Here is a 17,522-nt window from a genome sequence, read left to right as displayed (position 1 = left end):
AGATCCCGTGGGAGAGAACGCCATCCTCCGCGCCAGCGCTGTCTGGATAAACCGCGATGATCGGCCTAGATTGATCGCCAATTCCAAACAATCATGGCGCGCCATGGACCGTTTCGAGGCGATGCGGGCGTTTGCCCGAGTGGTGGAGACCGGCAGCTTCACCCGCGCGGCGCAGACCCTGCAGATCAGCCGCACCACAGCCACTCAGCTGGTGCAGCAGCTGGAGGCGCACCTGCGGCTGCGCCTGCTCAACCGCACCACGCGCCGGGTCAGCGTCACCGCCGACGGCGCGGCCTATTACCCGCGCATCGCCCGGCTGCTGGCCGAGCTGGACGAGGTGGAAGGCGGGCTGGGCGATGCGGCTGCCCAACCGCGCGGGCGCCTGCGCGTGGATGTGCCCGGACCGTACGCACGGCTGCGGCTGGTGCCGGCGCTGCCGGAGTTCCAGGCGCGCTACCCGGAGATCCAGCTGGACATCGGCGTGAGTGACCGCGAGGTCGATGTCATCGCCGACAACGTCGACTGTGTGATCCGGGGTGGCACCCCGGCCGACCCGGCACTGGTGGCGCGACCGCTCGGCGCGCTGCTGATCGGTTTCCACGCCAGTCCGGGCTATGTGCAGCGCTTCGGCCTGCCGACCGACCCGCGCGCGCTCGAAGGACCCGACCACCACATGGTCAGCTTCCTCAGTCCGCGCAGTGGCCGCGCACGCGTGTTCGTTGCACGCCGCGGCGATGAGCGCATCGAGGTGCAGGGCCGCTACACGGTCGGTTTCGACGACGGCAATGCCTATCTGGCTGCAGCGCTGGCGGGCCTGGGCGTGGTGGCGCTGCCCAGCTACATGGCCGAACCGCACGTGGCGCGTGGTGAGCTGCTTCCGGTGCTGCAGGAGTGGCAGCTGCCGCCGATGCCGATGCACGTGATGTTCCCGCCGAACCGGCATATGAGCCAGCGGTTGCGGGTGTTCATCGATTGGGTGGTGGAAGCGCTGGGCTGATCGCGCGCGCGCATCTGTAGAGCCGAGCCCACGCTCGGCTGCTTCTGGCACCAGCGCTCAAGGCCCGCGCTTCGCGCGTGAGCCGAGCGCGGGCTCGGCTCTACAGAGGGAGCTTCCTGCGGCAGGCATGCGAAAATCATCGCGGCACGCAACAGGAACCATCGCCACGCATGAGTCGCATCGTCGCACTGGATACCGAAACCACCGGCATCTCCCACCGCCTGGGGCACCGGGTGATCGAAATCGGTGCCGTCGAACTGATCGATGGCCAGCTCAGCGGCCGCCAGTTCCACACCTACCTGCAGCCGCAGCGCAGGGTCGATTGGGGCGCACAGCGCGTGCATGGCATCAGTGATGCGATGCTGGTGGGCAAGCCACTGTTTTCCAGCAAGGCCGCCGAACTGCTGGACTTCCTGCGCGGCAGCGAGATGGTCGCGCACAACGCCACCTTCGATGTGGGCTTCCTGGACAACGAGCTGCGTCTGTCTGGTATCCCCGGCACGCTGGCCCAGCACTGCCGCATCACCTGCAGCCTGAAGCTGGCGCGCGGGCGCTGGCCCGGCCAGGGCAACAAGCTGGATGATGTGCTGCAGCGCCTGCGCATTCCCAGCCAGCGCGGCCTGCACGGCGCGCTCAAGGATGCCCATCTGCTGGCGCAGGTGATTCCGCACCTGCGCTGAGGCCTGGCCGCTGTTACACCGGCCGTAACCAGCGCTCGATCATCGCCACGCCACAGGCCACCCCGTCCTCATGGCTCATCGCCACGCCCAGGGCCGCCGCGCGTGCGCGTGTTGCGTCGGTTTCAACGAAGGTGATGGCTGCCGCCAGCGTTGCTGCATCCAGTCGCTTCGGTGACAACGGTGCCGGTGCCACGCCCAACCGATACAGGCGATCGGCCCAGAAGAACTGATCCGCGGCGAACGGCATCACCAGCGAGGGAATGCCGGCGCGGCAGGCCGAATGCGTGGTGCCGCTGCCACCATGGTGGATGGCGAGTGCGCAACGCGGGAACAGCGCTTCGTGTGGGGTCGGCCCCAGTACGAAGACCGAATCGGGCAAGCGCATCGCAGGCAGTCCCACCCAGCCAGGAAACAGCAGCACCCGGCGTGGCGCGAGCGCCTGCAGCAGGGCCGGCAGCACGCGCTCACGATCAAACCCGGTCATGCTGCCAAAGCCCAGGTACACCGGCGGCGGCCCGGCATCGAGGAAGGCCTGCAGATCGACCGGGGGCGTCCACGGCGCATCAGGAAGCCGCCATTGGCCACAGACGATGTGGTCGGCCGGCCAGTCCGCCGGTGGCGGCATCAGCTGCGGCGAGATGCCATAGAGCATCGGCAGGCCGGACCACAACGCGCGGCGCGGCGATTGCCCCGACTGCTCGCGTGCCGCGTTGATCGGCTGGCGGAACTGGCGCCAGATCAGGCCGTTGACCAGCCCATAGCTGGCGCGGTTCAACCAGCCCGGCGAGCGTCCCGGCGGCAGGAACGGAGAGCGGAAGGCCCGCGTCGGGGTCAGCGGGATCATGCCGGTGCCCATGACCGGCATTCCGCGGCGTTCGCCCACGCTCATGCCGACGAAGGCCGCCAGTCCGCCGGTCAGAATCGCATCGCAGCCTTCTGCGGCCGCATCGGCCTGGCGCATCCAGCCGCTGACATGCTGCAGCGCCATCCGTGCCAGACCGGAACTGGCGGCGGCAACACCGTTGCCACGCGACACCAGAGCGACCACTTCGTCATGGATGTCGCCCTCAAGGGCCGCGTGGGGCACATCCAGGGCCTGCGCGCTGCCCAGGGTGCCGCCATCGGCCAGCAGTGTCACCGCGTGGCCTGCGCCGATCAGCCCATGGCAGAGCATGGCCAGCGGGCGCGTATCGCCTTCGGTTCCGTAGGTCAGGGCCAGCAGCCGCATGGAAAGCTCCGCAGTGATCCGGGCCAGTATGCCGGTTGGCGAAGTCCCCCCGGCCCCGCCGGTTCTGCCCCGCCTGTGGGTAACTTGCGCAAGTGCTTGAACCCGTGCATAATGCGCGGCTCGCTGTGTCCGGTTTTCTACCGGGCGGCGCCCCCGGGAGCACGTCCCCGGCCGCCCAACGCCAGCGTAACCCTTTGATTCTCTTGACGTGTGGTGGGCAACCATCGAGGCCGCCGTCGCCCGGGCTACGGGCTGACAACTACTACTATCGAGGTGCGCAATGTCCCGCGTATGCCAGGTTTCCGGCAAGCGAGTGCAGACGGGTAACAACGTCTCGCACGCCAACAACAAGACCCGTCGTCGTTTCCTGCCGAATCTGCACGAGCGCCGTTTCTGGGTGGCCAGCGAGAACCGCTGGGTCAAGCTTCGTGTTTCCGCGCATGCACTGCGCACCATCGACAAGAACGGCATCGATTCCGTTCTGGCTGAGCTGCGTGCGCGCGGCGAAAAGGTCTGAGGAGTAAAGCATCATGGCAGGCAAGCGCGATAAGGTCCGTATGATTTCCTCGGCCGGTACCGGCCACTTCTACACGACCGACAAGAACAAGAAGAACACCCCGGGGAAGATGGAATTCCTGAAGTACGATCCGGTCGTGCGCAAGCACGTCCTGTACAAGGAAGGCAAGATCAAGTAATCCGCAAGGATTGCTGGTCCCCGCGAAGAAACCCGCCCTTGTGGCGGGTTTTTTCATGTCTGGCATTCGGGTGGTGGGTACTTCCTGCATTGCCGTGGTGGGTGCCGACCGTTGGTCGGCACTGCAACACTTCCCGCGCAGGCTGTCGCCAATGGCGCCGTGCGCGGAACGATGGGCCGAATGCGATAAGTGATTGTGCCTACCGGTTCCGGCACTTCGCGCGCTCCAAATCGATTGGAACGACAGGCCCTGCCGTGCCCATGATGGCGAGCCGCTGCGGTTGCAGCGGTCGGGCTTGCAATCCCGTCGAATCGGTAGCCAGTAAACTCGCCCGCCGTTGCCGGAAAAACTCCGCCGACGGCGGGCGACCCATCTGCCTCTTTGGCGGACGGTGCGTGGGGGCTTCGCGCCCGCCGGTTTGGTGGCTACCGTTCCCGGTATTGCAACCACGCATCGTCCGCCACCTTCACGGTGGCCAGATCCGTTGAAGGAGGTTGCATGAACACCCCATCACACCGGCAGGACCTGGAACTGGGCTGGCTGCGCCTGCAGCGCATGCTGCAAGGCATCGAGGGCATGGCGCTGCTGCTGTGCGACCACCATCTGGCACTGGCCAACGGCGCGCCGTCGCCGCTGCCGGAGGCGCAGCTGGAGCGGGCCGCACAGGCGATCGCCTGCATGGCGCTCAACGGCCGCCGCCATGCCGACGCGGTGCGGCAGCTGTGCGAGGTGCCGGTGCGGCATTGATCCATCCTGTAGAGCCGAGCCCACGCTCGGCTGCTGTGCGGTCGGACCGGAAGGCCGTCGAGCGCGGCTCGACTCCACAAAGGCCGGTGGGCAGAATGGCCCATCACCTCCCGACGGGCGACACGATGCTGTTCGAGTGGTTGCTGGGTTCCTACCTGCTGCTGATCGACTGGCTGATCCGGCTGGTTGCGCTGTGCTGGATTCCCACCCGCACCACGCCGGGGGCGGCGCGCAGCTGGCTGCTGCTGGTCGGCTTCGTGCCGCTGCTGGGCCTGCCGCTGTACCTGCTGTTCGGCCACCCATGGCTGTCGCGCGAGCGCATCCGCCGCCAGGCCGAGGCCTCGCAGGTCATCCGCGAGGAACAGGCGCTGCAGCATCGCCTGCGCTGGACACCGCAGCCGGACACCGCCAGCGCCGAGATCGTGCCGCTGGTGCAGCGCCAGGGCGACTTCATGCCGGTGCACAGCAACGCCGTCGATCTGCTGACCGACTACGACGAATCGCTGCACACGCTGATCGCCGACATCGACCAGGCCGAAGACCGCGTGCACCTGCTGTACTACCTGATGTTCGACGACGCGGTGGGCGAGGCGATCGTCGAGGCCCTGCAGCGTGCGGCTGCACGTGGCGTGCAGTGCCGCGTGCTGCTCGACGCGGTGGGCGCCAAGCGCGGCCTGCGCGCCTATCGCAAGCGCCTGCAGGCGCGCGACATCGAAGTGCGCGCGATGCTGCCCGGTGGCCTGCGCTGGCGCCGCAGCGGGCGCATGGACCTGCGCAACCACCGCAAGATCGCGGTGATCGACAACGAAGTGGCCTATGTCGGTTCGCAGAACCTGGCGGGCCCGCAGTTCGTGCCCGGCCACCCGAACCGCGAACTGGTGGCGCGCGTGCGTGGCCCGGCCGTGGCGCATCTGGAAGCGGTGTTCGCCAGCGACTGGTACATGGAAACCGGCCAGCGCCTGGACGTGATCGCCGATGTGCCCGAGTGCAGCGACGACATCGCCACCCAGCTGCTGCCCAGCGGCCCCGCCTATCCCTACAGCAACGCACGCGATGCGGTGGCGGCGCTGATCCACCTGGCGCGGCGCCGGCTGGTGATGGTCACCCCGTATTTCGTGCCCGACGAAGCCACGCTGAGCGCCTTGCGCATTGCGGCCTTGTCCGGCGTGCAGGTGCAGCTGATCCTGTCGGCCAGCAACAACCAGCGGCTGACCTCGTGGGCGCAGGAGGCCTACTACGACGAGCTGCTGCGCTGCGGCGTGCGCATCGCGCTGTACGAGCCGCAGTTCCTGCATGCCAAGCACATGAGTGTGGACGAGGACATCGCCGTGCTCGGCTCGATCAACATGGACATCCGCTCATTCGCGCTGAATGCCGAAATCGGCCTGGTCTGCTACGACCGCGCGCTGGTGCAGCAGCTGTGCGCGATCGAGGATGGCTACCTGCGCGAGTCGCGGCAGCTGGACCTGCAGCAGTGGCGCAGCCGTCCCACGTGGCGGCGCAGCCGCGAAGGCATCGCACGGCTGGCCGATGCGTTGATGTGAAACGGCGGCAACCGCCCGCTTCAGCAATCCGGCCCGTCATCGCCGATGGCCTACAATCGGCGCATGACTGATTCACCGCGTAAGGGCGAACTGGACCTGGCAATCATCGGTGGTGGTGCGGCCGGGGTGCTGGTGGCGATCCAGGTACTGCGCCAAGCCAAGGCGCCACTGGCGTTGGCCATTCTCGAACCGGCTTCGCAGCTGGCCCAGGGCATCGCCTATGCCACGCCGTGGCCGGAGCACCTGCTGAACGTGCCGGCGGCGAAGATGAGTGCGTTTGCCGACCAGCCCGGCGATTTCCTCGACTACCTGATGGCCGCCAACGCCTACCCGGGCGAGGCGCGCGAGGTGCTGGGCGAGCGTTACGTATGCCGCCACTACTTTGCGGCCTACCTGCAGCAGCGCCTGCAGGAGGCTGCCGCAGCCAGCCCGGCGCAGCTGCAGGTGATCGCGCAGCCGGTGCTGGGCCTGCAGCCGGATGACCATGGTTACCGGCTGCTGCTGGGCGATGGCCAGACGCTGCACGCCGCACAGGCGGTGCTGGCCACTGGCAACAGCATGCGTCCGCTGCCGGTGGCCGGTGCCGAGGCGCTGCCCGCCGATGACGTGATCGAGGCCTGGGACTACGACGGCGTGCGTACCCTGGCCGGTGAGCACGCCGTGGCCATCGTCGGTTCCGGCCTGAGCATGGCCGACACCGTGCTGGCATTGGTTGCGGCCGGCCACACCGGCCCGCTGCACGTGATCTCGCGCCATGGCCTGCTGCCGTTGCCGCACGCGCATGGTGGCCTGCCCACGTTCGATCCGGCGACGCTGCTGCCGATGAACCTGCGCCAGCGCCTGCACGCATTGCGCGGGTTCGCGCGGCAGGCGCAGGCCGACGGCCTGCCGTGGCAGGGTGTGATGGACCGCATCCGTCCACACGGGCAGGCGCTGTGGTGCAGCCTCGACGCGGCCGACCAGCGCCGTTTCCTGCGCCATGTGGTGCGCTATTGGGACGTGCATCGCCACCGCATCGCCGAAGAGGTCGACGCACAGCTGCAGGCGCTGATCGAAAGCGGCCAACTGCGTATTCACCGGTCCCGCCTGCAACGCGTCGGCCGCGAAGGCGATGCCCTGCGGCTGTCGGGTCGCGATGCCACCGGCAATGAACAGCAATGGACGATCAGCGGCGTGATCAACGCCACCGGTGTGGAAACCCGCGCCAGCGCGCTGCGCAATCCGCTGCTGCAGCAGCTGCAGGCCGATGGCCTGGCCCGCCCCGGCCCGCATGGGCTGGGCCTGGACAGCACGGTGCCGGGCGACCGCCTGTGTGCCGCTGGGGGCCAGCCGCAGGCACGGCTGGGCGTGCTCGGCAGCCTGCGCATCGGCAGCCTGTGGGAAAGCCTGGCGGTGCCTGAACTGCGTCAGCAGGCGCAGGCACTGGCCACCCAGGTGGTCGCAGGAGCCGCGACGGCGATGCCGTAAAATGGGGGTATGGATGTCTCCCACCTGCTTGATGGCCTGAACCCGGCCCAGCGCGAAGCCGTCTCCGCTCCCCCCGGCCACCACCTGGTGCTGGCCGGTGCCGGTTCCGGCAAGACCCGCGTACTTACCCACCGCATCGCCTGGCTGCATGAAGTCGACGGCGTGCCGACCCACGGCATTTTCGCGGTGACTTTCACCAACAAGGCGGCCGGCGAAATGCGCCACCGCATCGACGCACAGCTGCCCAACGGCAGCCGTGGCATGTGGATCGGCACCTTCCACGGCCTGGCCAACCGCCTGCTGCGCCTGCACTGGCAGGACGCCAAGCTGCCCGAAGGCTTCCAGGTGATGGATTCGGACGACCAGCTGCGGCTGGTCAAGCGCGTGGTGCAGGCGCTGGAGCTGGACGACGGCAAGTACCCGCCCAAGCAGATCGCGTGGTGGATCAACGCGCAGAAGGACGAAGGCCGCCGCCCGCAGCACATCCAGCCCGAACCGCACGACGCGTGGCTGGAAACCATGCGCCAGGCCTACATCGAGTACCAGGCGCGCTGCGACCGCGCCGGCCTGGTCGACTTCGCCGAGCTGCTGCTGCGCGCGCATGAACTGCTGCGCGACAACCCGGCGCTGCTGTCGCATTACCGCGCCCGCTTCCGCGAGATCCTGGTGGACGAGTTCCAGGACACCAATGCCATCCAGTACGCCTTCGTGCGCGTGCTGGCCGGCGATTCCGGCCACGTGTTCGTGGTCGGCGACGATGACCAGGCCATCTACGGCTGGCGCGGCGCCAAGGTCGAGAACGTGCAGGGCTTCCTGCGCGATTTCCCGGGCGCGCAGACCATCCGCCTGGAGCAGAACTACCGCTCCACCGCCAACATCCTCGGCGCCGCCAATGCGGTGATCGCGCACAATCCGGATCGCATCGGCAAGCAGCTGTGGACCGACAGCGGTGACGGCGAGCCGATCGACCTGTACGCCGCGTACAACGAGATGGACGAGGCGCGCTACATCGTCGAGCGCGCCCGCCAGTGGGTGCGCGACGGTGGCAGTTACACCGAAGTGGCCGTGCTCTATCGCAGCAACGCGCAGTCGCGCGCGCTGGAAGAAGCGCTGCTGAGCGAACAGGTGCCGTACCGCGTGTATGGCGGCATGCGCTTCTTCGAGCGTGCCGAAATCAAGGACGCGCTGGCCTACCTGCGCCTGCTGTCCAACCGCAACGATGACGCCGCCTTCGAGCGCGCGGTCAACACGCCGACGCGTGGCATCGGCGACCGCACGCTGGACGAAGTGCGCCGCGAGGCGCGCGCGCAGGGCATCTCGCTGTGGGAAGCAACGATGCTGGTCACCCAGGGCAACGCGCTGGCCGCGCGCGCGCGCAATGCACTGGCCGGCTTCCTGGGACTGGTCAACGAGCTGCAGGCGCAGACCGTGCACATGACCCTGGCCGAGCGCGTGGACCACGTGCTGGCCCGCTCGCAGCTGCGCGAGCACTGGAGCAAGGAAAGCCGCAATTCGCTGGATTCGGAATCGCGCACTGACAACCTCGACGAACTGGTCTCGGTCGCCTCGCGCTTCGTGCGCCGCGCCGACGACATCGAGGAAGTGGGTGAGGACATGGACGAGCTTGTCGCGTTCCTGGCCTATGCCGCACTGGAGGCAGGCGAGGGCCAGGCGCAGGCGGGCGAGGACGGCGTGCAGCTGATGACCCTGCACTCGGCCAAGGGCCTGGAATTCCCGCTGGTGTTCCTGGCAGGCCTGGAAGAAGGCCTGTTCCCCAGCGCACGTTCGCTGGAGGAAAGCGGGCGATTGGAAGAAGAGCGCCGCCTGGCCTACGTCGGCATCACCCGCGCGCGCCAGAAGCTGGTGCTGAGCTACGCCGAATCGCGCCGCATCCACGGCCAGGACAACTACAGCCTGCCGTCGCGCTTCCTGCGCGAGATTCCGCGCGAGCTGCTGCACGAAGTGCGTCCGAAGGTGCAGGTCTCGCGGCCGGCCTCGATGGGCGCCAGCCGGGTGATGGGCCATGCCTCGATCGAGGCGCCGCCGCTCAAGCTCGGCGCACTGGTCACCCATCCCAAGTTCGGCGAAGGCATGGTGACCGACTACGAAGGCAGCGGCGCCCACGCCCGCGTGCAGGTCGAATTCGCCGACGCCGGCAGCAAGTGGCTGGTGATGGCCTACGCCAACCTGACGGTGATCTGATCACCGTCGGGGGGCGGGAATTCCTGTAGAGCCGAGCCCATGCTCGGCTGCTTCTGGCGGGAAAGAGCAGCCGAGCATGGGCTCGGCTCTACAACAGCGGTCGGCTGTCAGCCGATGGTGAATGTCTCCACGGCTGCCACCAACCCGGCGCGGTCCATCGCTTCTTCATCCTGGCGGTTGCGGATCAGCACGTAGTGGTCTTCCGCCGGCGACAGTGCCTCGATCACCTCGCCACGGTAGTTGGTGATCTCGATGAAGCCGTTGCTCACTCCGCTAACGTTGTCGATCTCCGCTATCAATGTCTCCAGACTCACAATGGCACCGTCCTTGTCCGTGCCGCCACCAGTGCGGGGATTGTCGAAGTACACGCTGATCTTCGGCTGCTTGGTCCTATGCCAGTTGTTGACGTCAACGATGTGATGTGTGGACCACTTGAAGTCCTCTGCTGATTCGTTGCCGTTGAACTCACACCGGAAGATCGGCAGGCACAGGAACAGCCCCGTGCGCTTCTCGATCCGATTCAGAAGTCCGTGATAGGTGCTGGGAACCGCCATCGCATGAGTGAACCCATAGGCGTTGGAAGGAATCTCGAAGATCGTTGGCCCATCATGTGAAAGATGGTGCGGTGCGTTCAGTACAACGCTGGCGGCGAATTCCGGATCATCGACATTCTTGGACGCGATCGCGAGGTCATGTCCCTTGGCATTCCTCACGCAGCAATAGAGTACGTACGTCGCGACTACGTACTTGCAGAAGTAGCAGCCGTGGATTTCGGCCACCTCTCCGAACGTCGTTAACAGGTCATCCTTGGTAATCATGGGAATCCGGGCGGTGGAAAAACCCATGATGGCCTTTCGAGTGTTTTCCGGCCATGCAACTTGACCGAATGTACCTGAGTGGGGTCAGAGCCCCTTTCCGTTGGAAAAAGGAGTCCGACCCCGATACGCTGCGGGCATGACCCGCAACGTGCTCTTCCTCTGCAGTCAGAACCGCCTGCGCAGCCCGACGGCCGAGCAGGTATTCGCCGGTTGGCCGGGCATCGAGACCGCCTCGGCCGGGCTGCTGGCCGATGCCGAGGAAGTGCTCAGCCCCGAGCTGCTGCAGTGGGCGGATATCGTGTTCGTGATGGAGCGCGCCCACCGCAACCGGCTGTCCAGCCGCTACAAGGCATGGCTGAACGGCAAGCGGGTGATCTGCCTGGATATTCCGGACGACTACGAGTACATGGACCCGGTGCTGGTGGAACTGCTCACGCGCAAAGTGACCCCGTTCCTGCGTTGACCGCACTGTTGTAGAGCCGAGCCCATGCTCGGCTGCTCTTTCCGACCAGAGTCAGCCGAGCATGGGCTATGCCGGTCGTCCTGACCGGCAACCTTCGGGCCGTCGCAAGCGACGTTGGCAGCGGCTCCTGCCGCTACCTTCGGCTCTACAATAGGCGGCACGTCTTCCAGGAATGCACCATGACCGAACCCACGCTGCACGTCACCGTGAAGTTGAACGCCCGGCTGCAGCCCGAGCATCGCCACGAACTGTTCGAGGATCCGCTTGACGCGCTGCTGCAGGCGGCCCAGGTGGGCGAGCTGACCGGCGGCGGCACTGCGATGTCCGACCTCGGTGAGGTCGAATACGGCGATATCGAAGTTGCCCTGGTCGATGCGGCCGGCGTGCCGAAGCTGATCGATCTGCTGGAACAGCTGGGTGCACCGAAGGGCTCGAAGGTCCAGGGCGCGGGCGATGCCGACCGTAGTTTCGGCGTGACCGAGGGCCTGGGCATCTACCTGGATGGCCTGAACCTGCCGGACGACGTCTACGAACAGTGCGACTCCAACCACGTGTTCGAGCAGCTGTCCGAGCGCATTGATGGCCTGGGTGAGATCTGCAGCTGGTGGCAGGGCCCGAGCGAGACCGCGCTGTACATGTACGGCCAATCGTTCGAGGCGATGCGCGATGCGATTGCCGAATTCGTGGGCGGCTATCCGCTGTGCCAGAACGCACGCGTGGTGCAGATCGCCTGAGACGTTTAATTGTGGAGCCGAGCATGGGCTCGGCTCTACAGAACCAGGTTATCGGCCGGCTGACTGCCGGGCGTTGTCGCGCTGGGCAAGATCCTTGCCCAGGTAATAGCCGCCGCAGAACAGGGCGAAGATGGCGGCGAGGCTCCACAGGATGATCCTGAGGGTGCTTTGTGATGTCGGCTTGCTGTCCTGCATCAACGTTCTCCCGGGGCGGCCCGATACCGCTGGGTCAGCATGCGCCGCGGTCAGTGAGTACGCAAGCCGGTAGTGCGCACAGGCCGCTGCACGGCGCCGGATTGATCCTGCTCAAGGCGCCGCCTCCACATCCGGTGTGCAATGGTGGCGTTCCCATCTGGCAGACCGCCACGGAGCCCCACCATGTACAAGCGCATCCTGATTGCCACCGACGGGTCCGAACTGGCCGACAAGGGCCTGGCCAAGGGCCTGGAACTGGCCAAGGACCTCAACGCCGAGGTCGATATCGTCACTGTTTCCGAGCCGTGGGCCGTCGGCATGTACGACGCCATGGGCTGGAGCGTGGGCTACATGAACAGCCCGGAATACAAGGCTGACCGCGAGGAAGGCGCGCAGAAGGTGCTGCAGCCGGCGCTGGCCAAGGCCGCCGAGCAGGGCATCACCGCCAACCCGGTGCACGTGCTGGACCGCTACGCGGCCGACGGCATCATCGAGACGGCGGCCGAGCGCAACAGCGACCTGATCGTGATGACCTCGCATGGCCGCCGGGGCGTGACCCGTGTACTGCTGGGCAGCCAGACCGCCGAGGTGCTGGCGCGCAGCACGCTGCCGGTGCTGGTCATCCGCTGATCCATACCCGCTGATTCAAGCGTTCCCCGGGGAGGGGACCCGACGCCGGCCGCAGGATGCGCGCCGGCGTTGCTTTTTTTGTGGGGGGATCGGCGGCCGTGCCGATGGCTTCGAGGGGGTCAGAGCCCTTTCCTGTGGAAAGGGATCCGACCCCGGTCACAACCCCGGTCACCTCACCAGCTGTACAGCTTCCAGTACACCGGCGACACGCCGTCCTTGTCGTTGTCGAATCGGCCATCGCCGTTCTTGTCGTACATGTAGAACGGGGCACCGCGCGACGGCGTCACCTTGACCATGCGCAGCTGGCCGGACACACGGTATTCCTCGATGACATCGCCGTTGTCCATGGTGCGCTTGGAGACATCGGCGCCCTTGACGTCCACCGGGGGAGCACCTGCGCCACCCATGCTGGCGCAGCCAGCGAGCAGGAGCAGGGAAGCCAGCATCAGGGTCTTCATCGGCGGGGGCCTTTGCCTGGAGAGAGCCCTGATTATGCCCCATCGCCAGGTGCGTGCCGTGTCGTCGCGGTGCAGGCACGGGCGCGTAGAATCGGCGCATGAGCAGATTAGTCCTGATCGACGGGTCCAGTTACCTGTACCGCGCGTTCCACGCGCTGCCGCCCCTGTCCAATGCACAGGGTGAGCCCACCGGCGCGCTGTTCGGCGTGGTCAACATGCTGCGTTCGACGCTGAAGGAGCGCCCGGCCTACGTCGCGTTCGTGGTCGATGCGCCCGGCAAGACCTTCCGTGATGACCTGTACGACCAGTACAAGGCCAACCGCCCGCCGATGCCCGATGAGCTGCGCAGCCAGGTCGAGCCGATGTGCCGCATCGTCGAAGCGCTGGGCATCAGCATCCTGCGCATCCCCGGCGTGGAAGCCGACGATGTGATCGGCACGCTGGCGCTGCAGGGCCTGGCGCAGGACCTGAAGGTGACCATCTCCACCGGCGACAAGGACTTCGCCCAGTTGGTGCGCCCGGGCATCGAGCTGGTCAACACCATGACCGGCAGCCGCATGGATTCCGACGCGGCGGTGATGGACAAGTTCGGCGTGCGCGCCGATCAGATCGTCGACCTGCTGGCGCTGATGGGCGACGCGGTCGACAACGTGCCGGGCGTGGAGAAGTGCGGGCCGAAGACCGCTGCCAAGTGGCTGGCCGAGTACCAGCACCTGGACGGGGTGATGGCGGCCGCGCCGACCATGAAGGGCAAGATCGGCGAGAACCTGCGCGCTGCACTGGAACGCCTGCCGCTGAACCGCGAGCTGGTGACCATCCGCACCGACTTGTCGCTCGAGGCCAGCCCGACCAGCCTGGCGCTGCGCGAGCAGGACGTGCCGGAGCTGACCGAACTGTATACGCGCTACGGCTTCACCCAGGCCCTGAAGGAACTGGGTGCGCCTGTGCCGGCGCCGGCAGCGGCCAGCGAGGCCACCCCGAACCTGCGCGGTACCGCGGCCGGCTTCGCACGTGGCAGCGTCGAGGCGCCCGCCGCCGGCACGCTGGATCCGGCACTGTCCGCGCCGGGTGAATACGAGACCGTTCTGACCGCCGAGCAGCTGCAGGCCTGGGTCGAACGCCTGCAGCAGGCCGACCTGATCAGCTTCGACACCGAGACCGACGCACTGGATGCGATGCGCGCGCGCCTGGTCGGCATCAGCCTGGCGGTCGAGCCGGGCAGGGCGGCCTACATTCCGGTCGGCCACGATTACCCGGGTGCGCCGGCCCAGCTGCCGATGCAGCAGGTGCTGGACGCACTGCGCCCGGCGCTGCAGGACCCGGCGAAGAAGAAGCTGGGCCAGCATGGCAAGTACGACCTGCATGTGCTGCGCCGCCACGGCGTGGACGTGCGGGGCTACCACGACGACACCATGCTCGAGAGCTTCGTGCTCAACTCCACCGCCACCCGCCACGACATGGATTCGCTGGCCCTGCGTTACCTGGGCTACAGCACCATCAAGTTCGAGGACGTGGCCGGCAAGGGCGCCAAGCAGATCCCGTTCTCGCAGGTGGGCATCGACGAAGCCAGCCGCTATGCGGCCGAAGACGCCGACATCACCCTGCGCCTGCATCGCGCGCTGCAGCCGCAGCTGCTGGCCGAGTCGGCGCTGGACAGCGTGTACCGCGACATCGAGATGCCGCTGGTGCCGGTGCTGGCCAGCATCGAAGCCAATGGCGTGCGGATCGACACCGACGAACTGCGCCGGCAGAGCCAGGACCTGTCCTCGCGCATGCTGGCCGCGCAGCAGAAGGCCACCGAGCTGGCCGGCCGCAGCTTCAACCTCGATTCGCCCAAGCAGCTGCAGGCGGTGCTGTTCGACGAGCTGAAGCTGCCGGCGGTGGTGAAGACCCCGAAGGGCCAGCCCAGCACCAACGAAGAGGCGCTGGAGGCGATTGCCGACCAGCATGAACTGCCGCGGGTGATCCTCGACTACCGCGGATTGGCCAAGCTGCGCAGCACCTACACCGACAAGCTGCCGGAGATGGTCAATCCGGACACGGGCCGGGTGCACACCAGCTACCACCAGTCCGGCGCCGCTACCGGCCGCCTGTCCTCGTCGGACCCGAACCTGCAGAACATCCCGATCCGCACCGAGGACGGTCGTCGCATCCGCCGCGCGTTCATCGCCCCGGAAGGCTGCCAGCTGCTGGCCGCCGACTATTCGCAGATCGAGCTGAGGATCATGGCGCACCTGTCCGAGGACCCGGGCCTGGTGCGCGCCTTCGAGCAGGGCGCCGACGTGCACCGTGCCACCGCCGCCGAGGTGTTCGGGCGCACGCTGGAGGAGGTGACCCCGAACGAGCGCCGCGCCGCCAAGGCGATCAACTTCGGCCTGATGTACGGCATGAGCGCCTTCGGCCTGGCCCGCAACCTGGGCATTGACCGCGGCCAGGCGCAGGATTACGTGGCGCTGTACTTCAGCCGCTACCCGGGCGTGCGCGACTTCATGGAACGGATGCGCCAGCAGGCCCGCGACCAGGGCTATGTGGAAACCCTGTTCGGCCGCCGCCTGTACCTGAACGACATCCACGCCCGCAACCAGGGCCTGCGTGCCGGGGCCGAGCGCGCCGCGATCAACGCGCCGATGCAGGGCACAGCCGCCGACATCATCAAGCGCGCGATGGTGGATGTGGACCAGTGGCTGCGCGACAGCGGGGCACCGGCACGGATGATCCTGCAGGTGCACGATGAACTGGTGTTCGAAACCGAAAGCAGTTTCGTCGAAGACTTGCGCTTGCAGGTGGTGGAACGCATGTCGCAAGCGGCCAAACTGCGGGTGCCGCTGGTGGTCGACACGGGCGTCGGCAGCAACTGGGATGAAGCGCACTGACCGCATTCCGGGCCGAAAACGACGTGAATTTGTTCATGAGTCGGGGGTTTCTGACTCGACCATGAATGTTGCCCCGATTGAATTTCATTAAATGGGGCCCCTTCACGAACCGTTAGTGTTCGGAGTGCTTCTATAACTCCCGACAGGCGCAATGCCTGTCGTGGATCTCTCCCATCCCCTGGAGCAGATCTCGGAACGGGGACTCCTCCCCAAGTGCCCGTTCCCCGGCCCCGTTGACCTCCCCCTGGTCAGCGGGGCTTTTTATTTGTGCCGATGGAATACCCCAGGCGCTGATGGGGCAAAGGGATCTGACCCCAGGTGCTAGGCTGGGCCACCGTTCCGCAGGGGAAGACCATGCCCGACCTGTTCGCCCTGGCCATGCCGTGGTGGGAATTCATCCTGCGCGCGGTGGTGGTCTACGTCGTGGTGCTGGGCATGGTCCGGCTGGGCGGCAAGCGGGCTCTGGGGCAGATCACGCCGTTCGACGTGCTGCTGATCGTGCTGCTGGGCAACGCGGTGCAGAACGCGCTGCTGGGCACGGATACCTCGCTGGGCGGCGGCCTGCTGCTGGCGGCGACCCTGATCCTGCTGAACTACGGGGTGGGCTGGCTCACCACCCGGAATCGGCGCATGGAGCGGTTGATCGAAGGAGAACCCACCGTAATCGCGCGCGATGGTCGCCTGTTCGAGGCGGTACTTCGCCGCGAGCTGATCAGCCGCGCCGACTTCGATGCCGCGCTGCGCCAGCAGGGCGGGCTGCAGATTGAAGATGTGCAGATTGCCCTGCTGGAGACGACAGGGCACATCACCATCATCGCGCGGAAGGGCAGCTGACCAGCGCCGAGCCCACGCCCCGCGCGACGACACCCCTCAGAGCCAGTCGCGCGGCACCAGGTAGTCGGCCAGGCGCGATTCGGGGCTGCCGGGTTCGGGCGAGAAGCCGTATTCCCAGCGCACCCGCGGCGGCAGGCTCATCAGGATGCTTTCGCTGCGGCCACCGCTCTGCAGCCCGAACAGGGTGCCGCGGTCGTAGACCAGGTTGAATTCCACGTAGCGGCCGCGGCGGTACAGCTGGAACTCGCGTTCGCGTTCGCCGTGGGGTGTGTCCTTGCGCTGCTGCACGATCGGCAGGTAGGCGTCGAGGAAGCCATTGCCGACCGCGCGCAGATAATCGAAATCGCGCTCGAAGTCGCCGTGCAGGTCGTCGAAGAACAGGCCGCCGACGCCGCGCGTTTCGTTGCGGTGGCGCAGGAAGAAGTACTCGTCACACCAGCGCTTGTGCGCGGCGTAGCGTTCGTCGCCGAACGGCGCACACAGATCGAGTGCGACCCGGTGCCAGTGCTGCACGTCCTCGTCGAACGGGTAGAACGGGGTCAGGTCGAAGCCGCCGCCGAACCAGCTGGCCACCACTTCACCGTCGCGCTGCGCCTGGAAGAAGCGCACGTTGGCATGGGTGGTCGGCACGTACGGGTTGAGCGGGTGGAACACCAGCGACACGCCGGTGGCGCGCCAGGAGGCGCCCGCCAGTTCCGGGCGGTTGGCCGAGGCCGACGGCGGCAGGCGGCTGCCAGCAACGTCGGAGAAGCCGATGCCGGCCTGCTCGAACACCGCACCGTCGCGCAGCACGCGGGTACGCCCGCCACCGCCCTCTGCACGCTGCCACAGGTCTTCCTGGAAGCGGGCCCGGCCATCGACGGCCTCGATCGCCGCACAGATGCGGTCCTGCAGCTCGGTGAGGTAGGCGCGAACGCGCTCGAATTCGTTCATGGCGCGTACTTTACCGCAGGGCCC

General features: G+C 67.0%; 18 protein-coding genes. 13 read left to right on the top strand and 5 right to left on the bottom strand.

Annotated features, from left to right (window positions below; translation table 11 throughout):
- The first annotated feature begins 103 nt into the window (after positions 1-103).
- Both AC5P66_RS10735 and dnaQ read left to right on the top strand, forming a co-directional pair.
- On the top strand, positions 104-997 hold the full coding sequence (locus AC5P66_RS10735; protein WP_495216294.1) for a LysR family transcriptional regulator: 894 nt from the start codon (positions 104-106) through the stop codon (positions 995-997).
- A 170-nt stretch (positions 998-1,167) separates the two neighbouring features.
- Positions 1,168-1,677: a DNA polymerase III subunit epsilon gene (dnaQ, locus tag AC5P66_RS10730; protein ID WP_058979216.1), complete on the top strand. Its 510-nt coding sequence runs from the start codon at positions 1,168-1,170 to the stop codon at positions 1,675-1,677.
- Positions 1,678-1,690: 13 nt separating this feature from the next.
- Here dnaQ and AC5P66_RS10725 read toward each other — a convergent pair whose 3' ends face one another.
- The gene (locus AC5P66_RS10725) at positions 1,691-2,905 is read right to left on the bottom strand and encodes a nucleotide disphospho-sugar-binding domain-containing protein (RefSeq protein WP_099494919.1); all 1,215 of its coding nucleotides are present in this window, start codon (positions 2,903-2,905) and stop codon (positions 1,691-1,693) included.
- Between the two features lie 280 nt (positions 2,906-3,185).
- On the opposite strand from AC5P66_RS10725, the gene rpmB reads away from it, so the two are divergent.
- The 6 genes from rpmB to uvrD all read left to right on the top strand — a co-directional run bounded on the left by rpmB (position 3,186) and on the right by uvrD (position 9,560).
- The gene (gene rpmB, locus AC5P66_RS10720; RefSeq protein WP_005411638.1) at positions 3,186-3,422 is read left to right on the top strand and encodes a 50S ribosomal protein L28; all 237 of its coding nucleotides are present in this window, start codon (positions 3,186-3,188) and stop codon (positions 3,420-3,422) included.
- 10 nt (positions 3,423-3,432) lie between these two features.
- Entirely contained in the window at positions 3,433-3,600 is a 168-nt protein-coding gene (gene rpmG / locus AC5P66_RS10715) for a 50S ribosomal protein L33 (protein ID WP_169411268.1), read from the top strand.
- A 498-nt stretch (positions 3,601-4,098) separates the two neighbouring features.
- Positions 4,099-4,347 carry a hypothetical protein gene (locus AC5P66_RS10710; protein ID WP_032960654.1) on the top strand — a complete coding sequence of 83 codons (249 nt, stop codon included), beginning with the start codon at positions 4,099-4,101 and terminating at the stop codon, positions 4,345-4,347.
- A 125-nt stretch (positions 4,348-4,472) separates the two neighbouring features.
- Positions 4,473-5,891, top strand: a complete 1,419-nt coding sequence (gene cls / locus AC5P66_RS10705) for a cardiolipin synthase (protein ID WP_495216305.1) — start codon at positions 4,473-4,475, stop codon at positions 5,889-5,891.
- Between the two features lie 45 nt (positions 5,892-5,936).
- Entirely contained in the window at positions 5,937-7,358 is a 1,422-nt protein-coding gene (locus AC5P66_RS10700; protein ID WP_099494920.1) for an FAD/NAD(P)-binding protein, read from the top strand.
- Between the two features lie 9 nt (positions 7,359-7,367).
- Positions 7,368-9,560 (top strand): DNA helicase II, encoded by a 2,193-nt coding sequence (gene uvrD, locus AC5P66_RS10695; RefSeq protein WP_099494921.1) that lies wholly within the window; start codon positions 7,368-7,370, stop codon positions 9,558-9,560.
- A gap of 107 nt (positions 9,561-9,667) precedes the next feature.
- Here uvrD and AC5P66_RS10690 read toward each other — a convergent pair whose 3' ends face one another.
- Complete coding sequence (locus AC5P66_RS10690; protein ID WP_181452960.1) at positions 9,668-10,405, bottom strand: hypothetical protein; 738 nt, start codon at positions 10,403-10,405, stop codon at positions 9,668-9,670.
- 109 nt (positions 10,406-10,514) lie between these two features.
- On the opposite strand from AC5P66_RS10690, the gene AC5P66_RS10685 reads away from it, so the two are divergent.
- Together AC5P66_RS10685 and AC5P66_RS10680 are read left to right on the top strand one after the other, a co-directional pair.
- Positions 10,515-10,841: a low molecular weight protein tyrosine phosphatase family protein gene (locus tag AC5P66_RS10685; RefSeq protein ID WP_049438280.1), complete on the top strand. Its 327-nt coding sequence runs from the start codon at positions 10,515-10,517 to the stop codon at positions 10,839-10,841.
- 179 nt (positions 10,842-11,020) lie between these two features.
- Positions 11,021-11,575 (top strand): hypothetical protein, encoded by a 555-nt coding sequence (locus AC5P66_RS10680; protein ID WP_099494922.1) that lies wholly within the window; start codon positions 11,021-11,023, stop codon positions 11,573-11,575.
- Positions 11,576-11,623: 48 nt separating this feature from the next.
- Here AC5P66_RS10680 and AC5P66_RS10675 read toward each other — a convergent pair whose 3' ends face one another.
- Positions 11,624-11,770 carry a hypothetical protein gene (locus AC5P66_RS10675; protein WP_162838146.1) on the bottom strand — a complete coding sequence of 49 codons (147 nt, stop codon included), beginning with the start codon at positions 11,768-11,770 and terminating at the stop codon, positions 11,624-11,626.
- Positions 11,771-11,953: 183 nt separating this feature from the next.
- Between AC5P66_RS10675 and AC5P66_RS10670 the strand changes: the two genes are divergently transcribed.
- Positions 11,954-12,400 (top strand): universal stress protein, encoded by a 447-nt coding sequence (locus AC5P66_RS10670; RefSeq protein ID WP_005420335.1) that lies wholly within the window; start codon positions 11,954-11,956, stop codon positions 12,398-12,400.
- 173 nt (positions 12,401-12,573) lie between these two features.
- Here AC5P66_RS10670 and AC5P66_RS10665 read toward each other — a convergent pair whose 3' ends face one another.
- A complete protein-coding gene (locus tag AC5P66_RS10665) occupies positions 12,574-12,858 on the bottom strand; it encodes a DUF2782 domain-containing protein (protein WP_005411628.1) in 285 nt (94 codons plus the stop codon).
- A gap of 98 nt (positions 12,859-12,956) precedes the next feature.
- On the opposite strand from AC5P66_RS10665, the gene polA reads away from it, so the two are divergent.
- Positions 12,957-15,731, top strand: coding sequence for a DNA polymerase I (gene polA, locus AC5P66_RS10660; protein WP_099494923.1), 2,775 nt, complete (start codon positions 12,957-12,959; stop codon positions 15,729-15,731).
- Positions 15,732-16,085: 354 nt separating this feature from the next.
- The gene (locus tag AC5P66_RS10655) at positions 16,086-16,565 is read left to right on the top strand and encodes a DUF421 domain-containing protein (RefSeq protein WP_021203514.1); all 480 of its coding nucleotides are present in this window, start codon (positions 16,086-16,088) and stop codon (positions 16,563-16,565) included.
- A gap of 36 nt (positions 16,566-16,601) precedes the next feature.
- On the opposite strand, the gene hemF is transcribed toward AC5P66_RS10655, so the two are convergent.
- Positions 16,602-17,498 carry an oxygen-dependent coproporphyrinogen oxidase gene (hemF, locus tag AC5P66_RS10650; RefSeq protein ID WP_099485682.1) on the bottom strand — a complete coding sequence of 299 codons (897 nt, stop codon included), beginning with the start codon at positions 17,496-17,498 and terminating at the stop codon, positions 16,602-16,604.
- Positions 17,499-17,522 lie beyond the last annotated feature (24 nt).

It is taken from the genome of Stenotrophomonas sp. YJH_SMC_122 (assembly GCF_059369535.1).
Note: the sequence above shows the minus strand (reverse complement) of the source record. Positions and strands in the feature narration are given on the sequence as shown.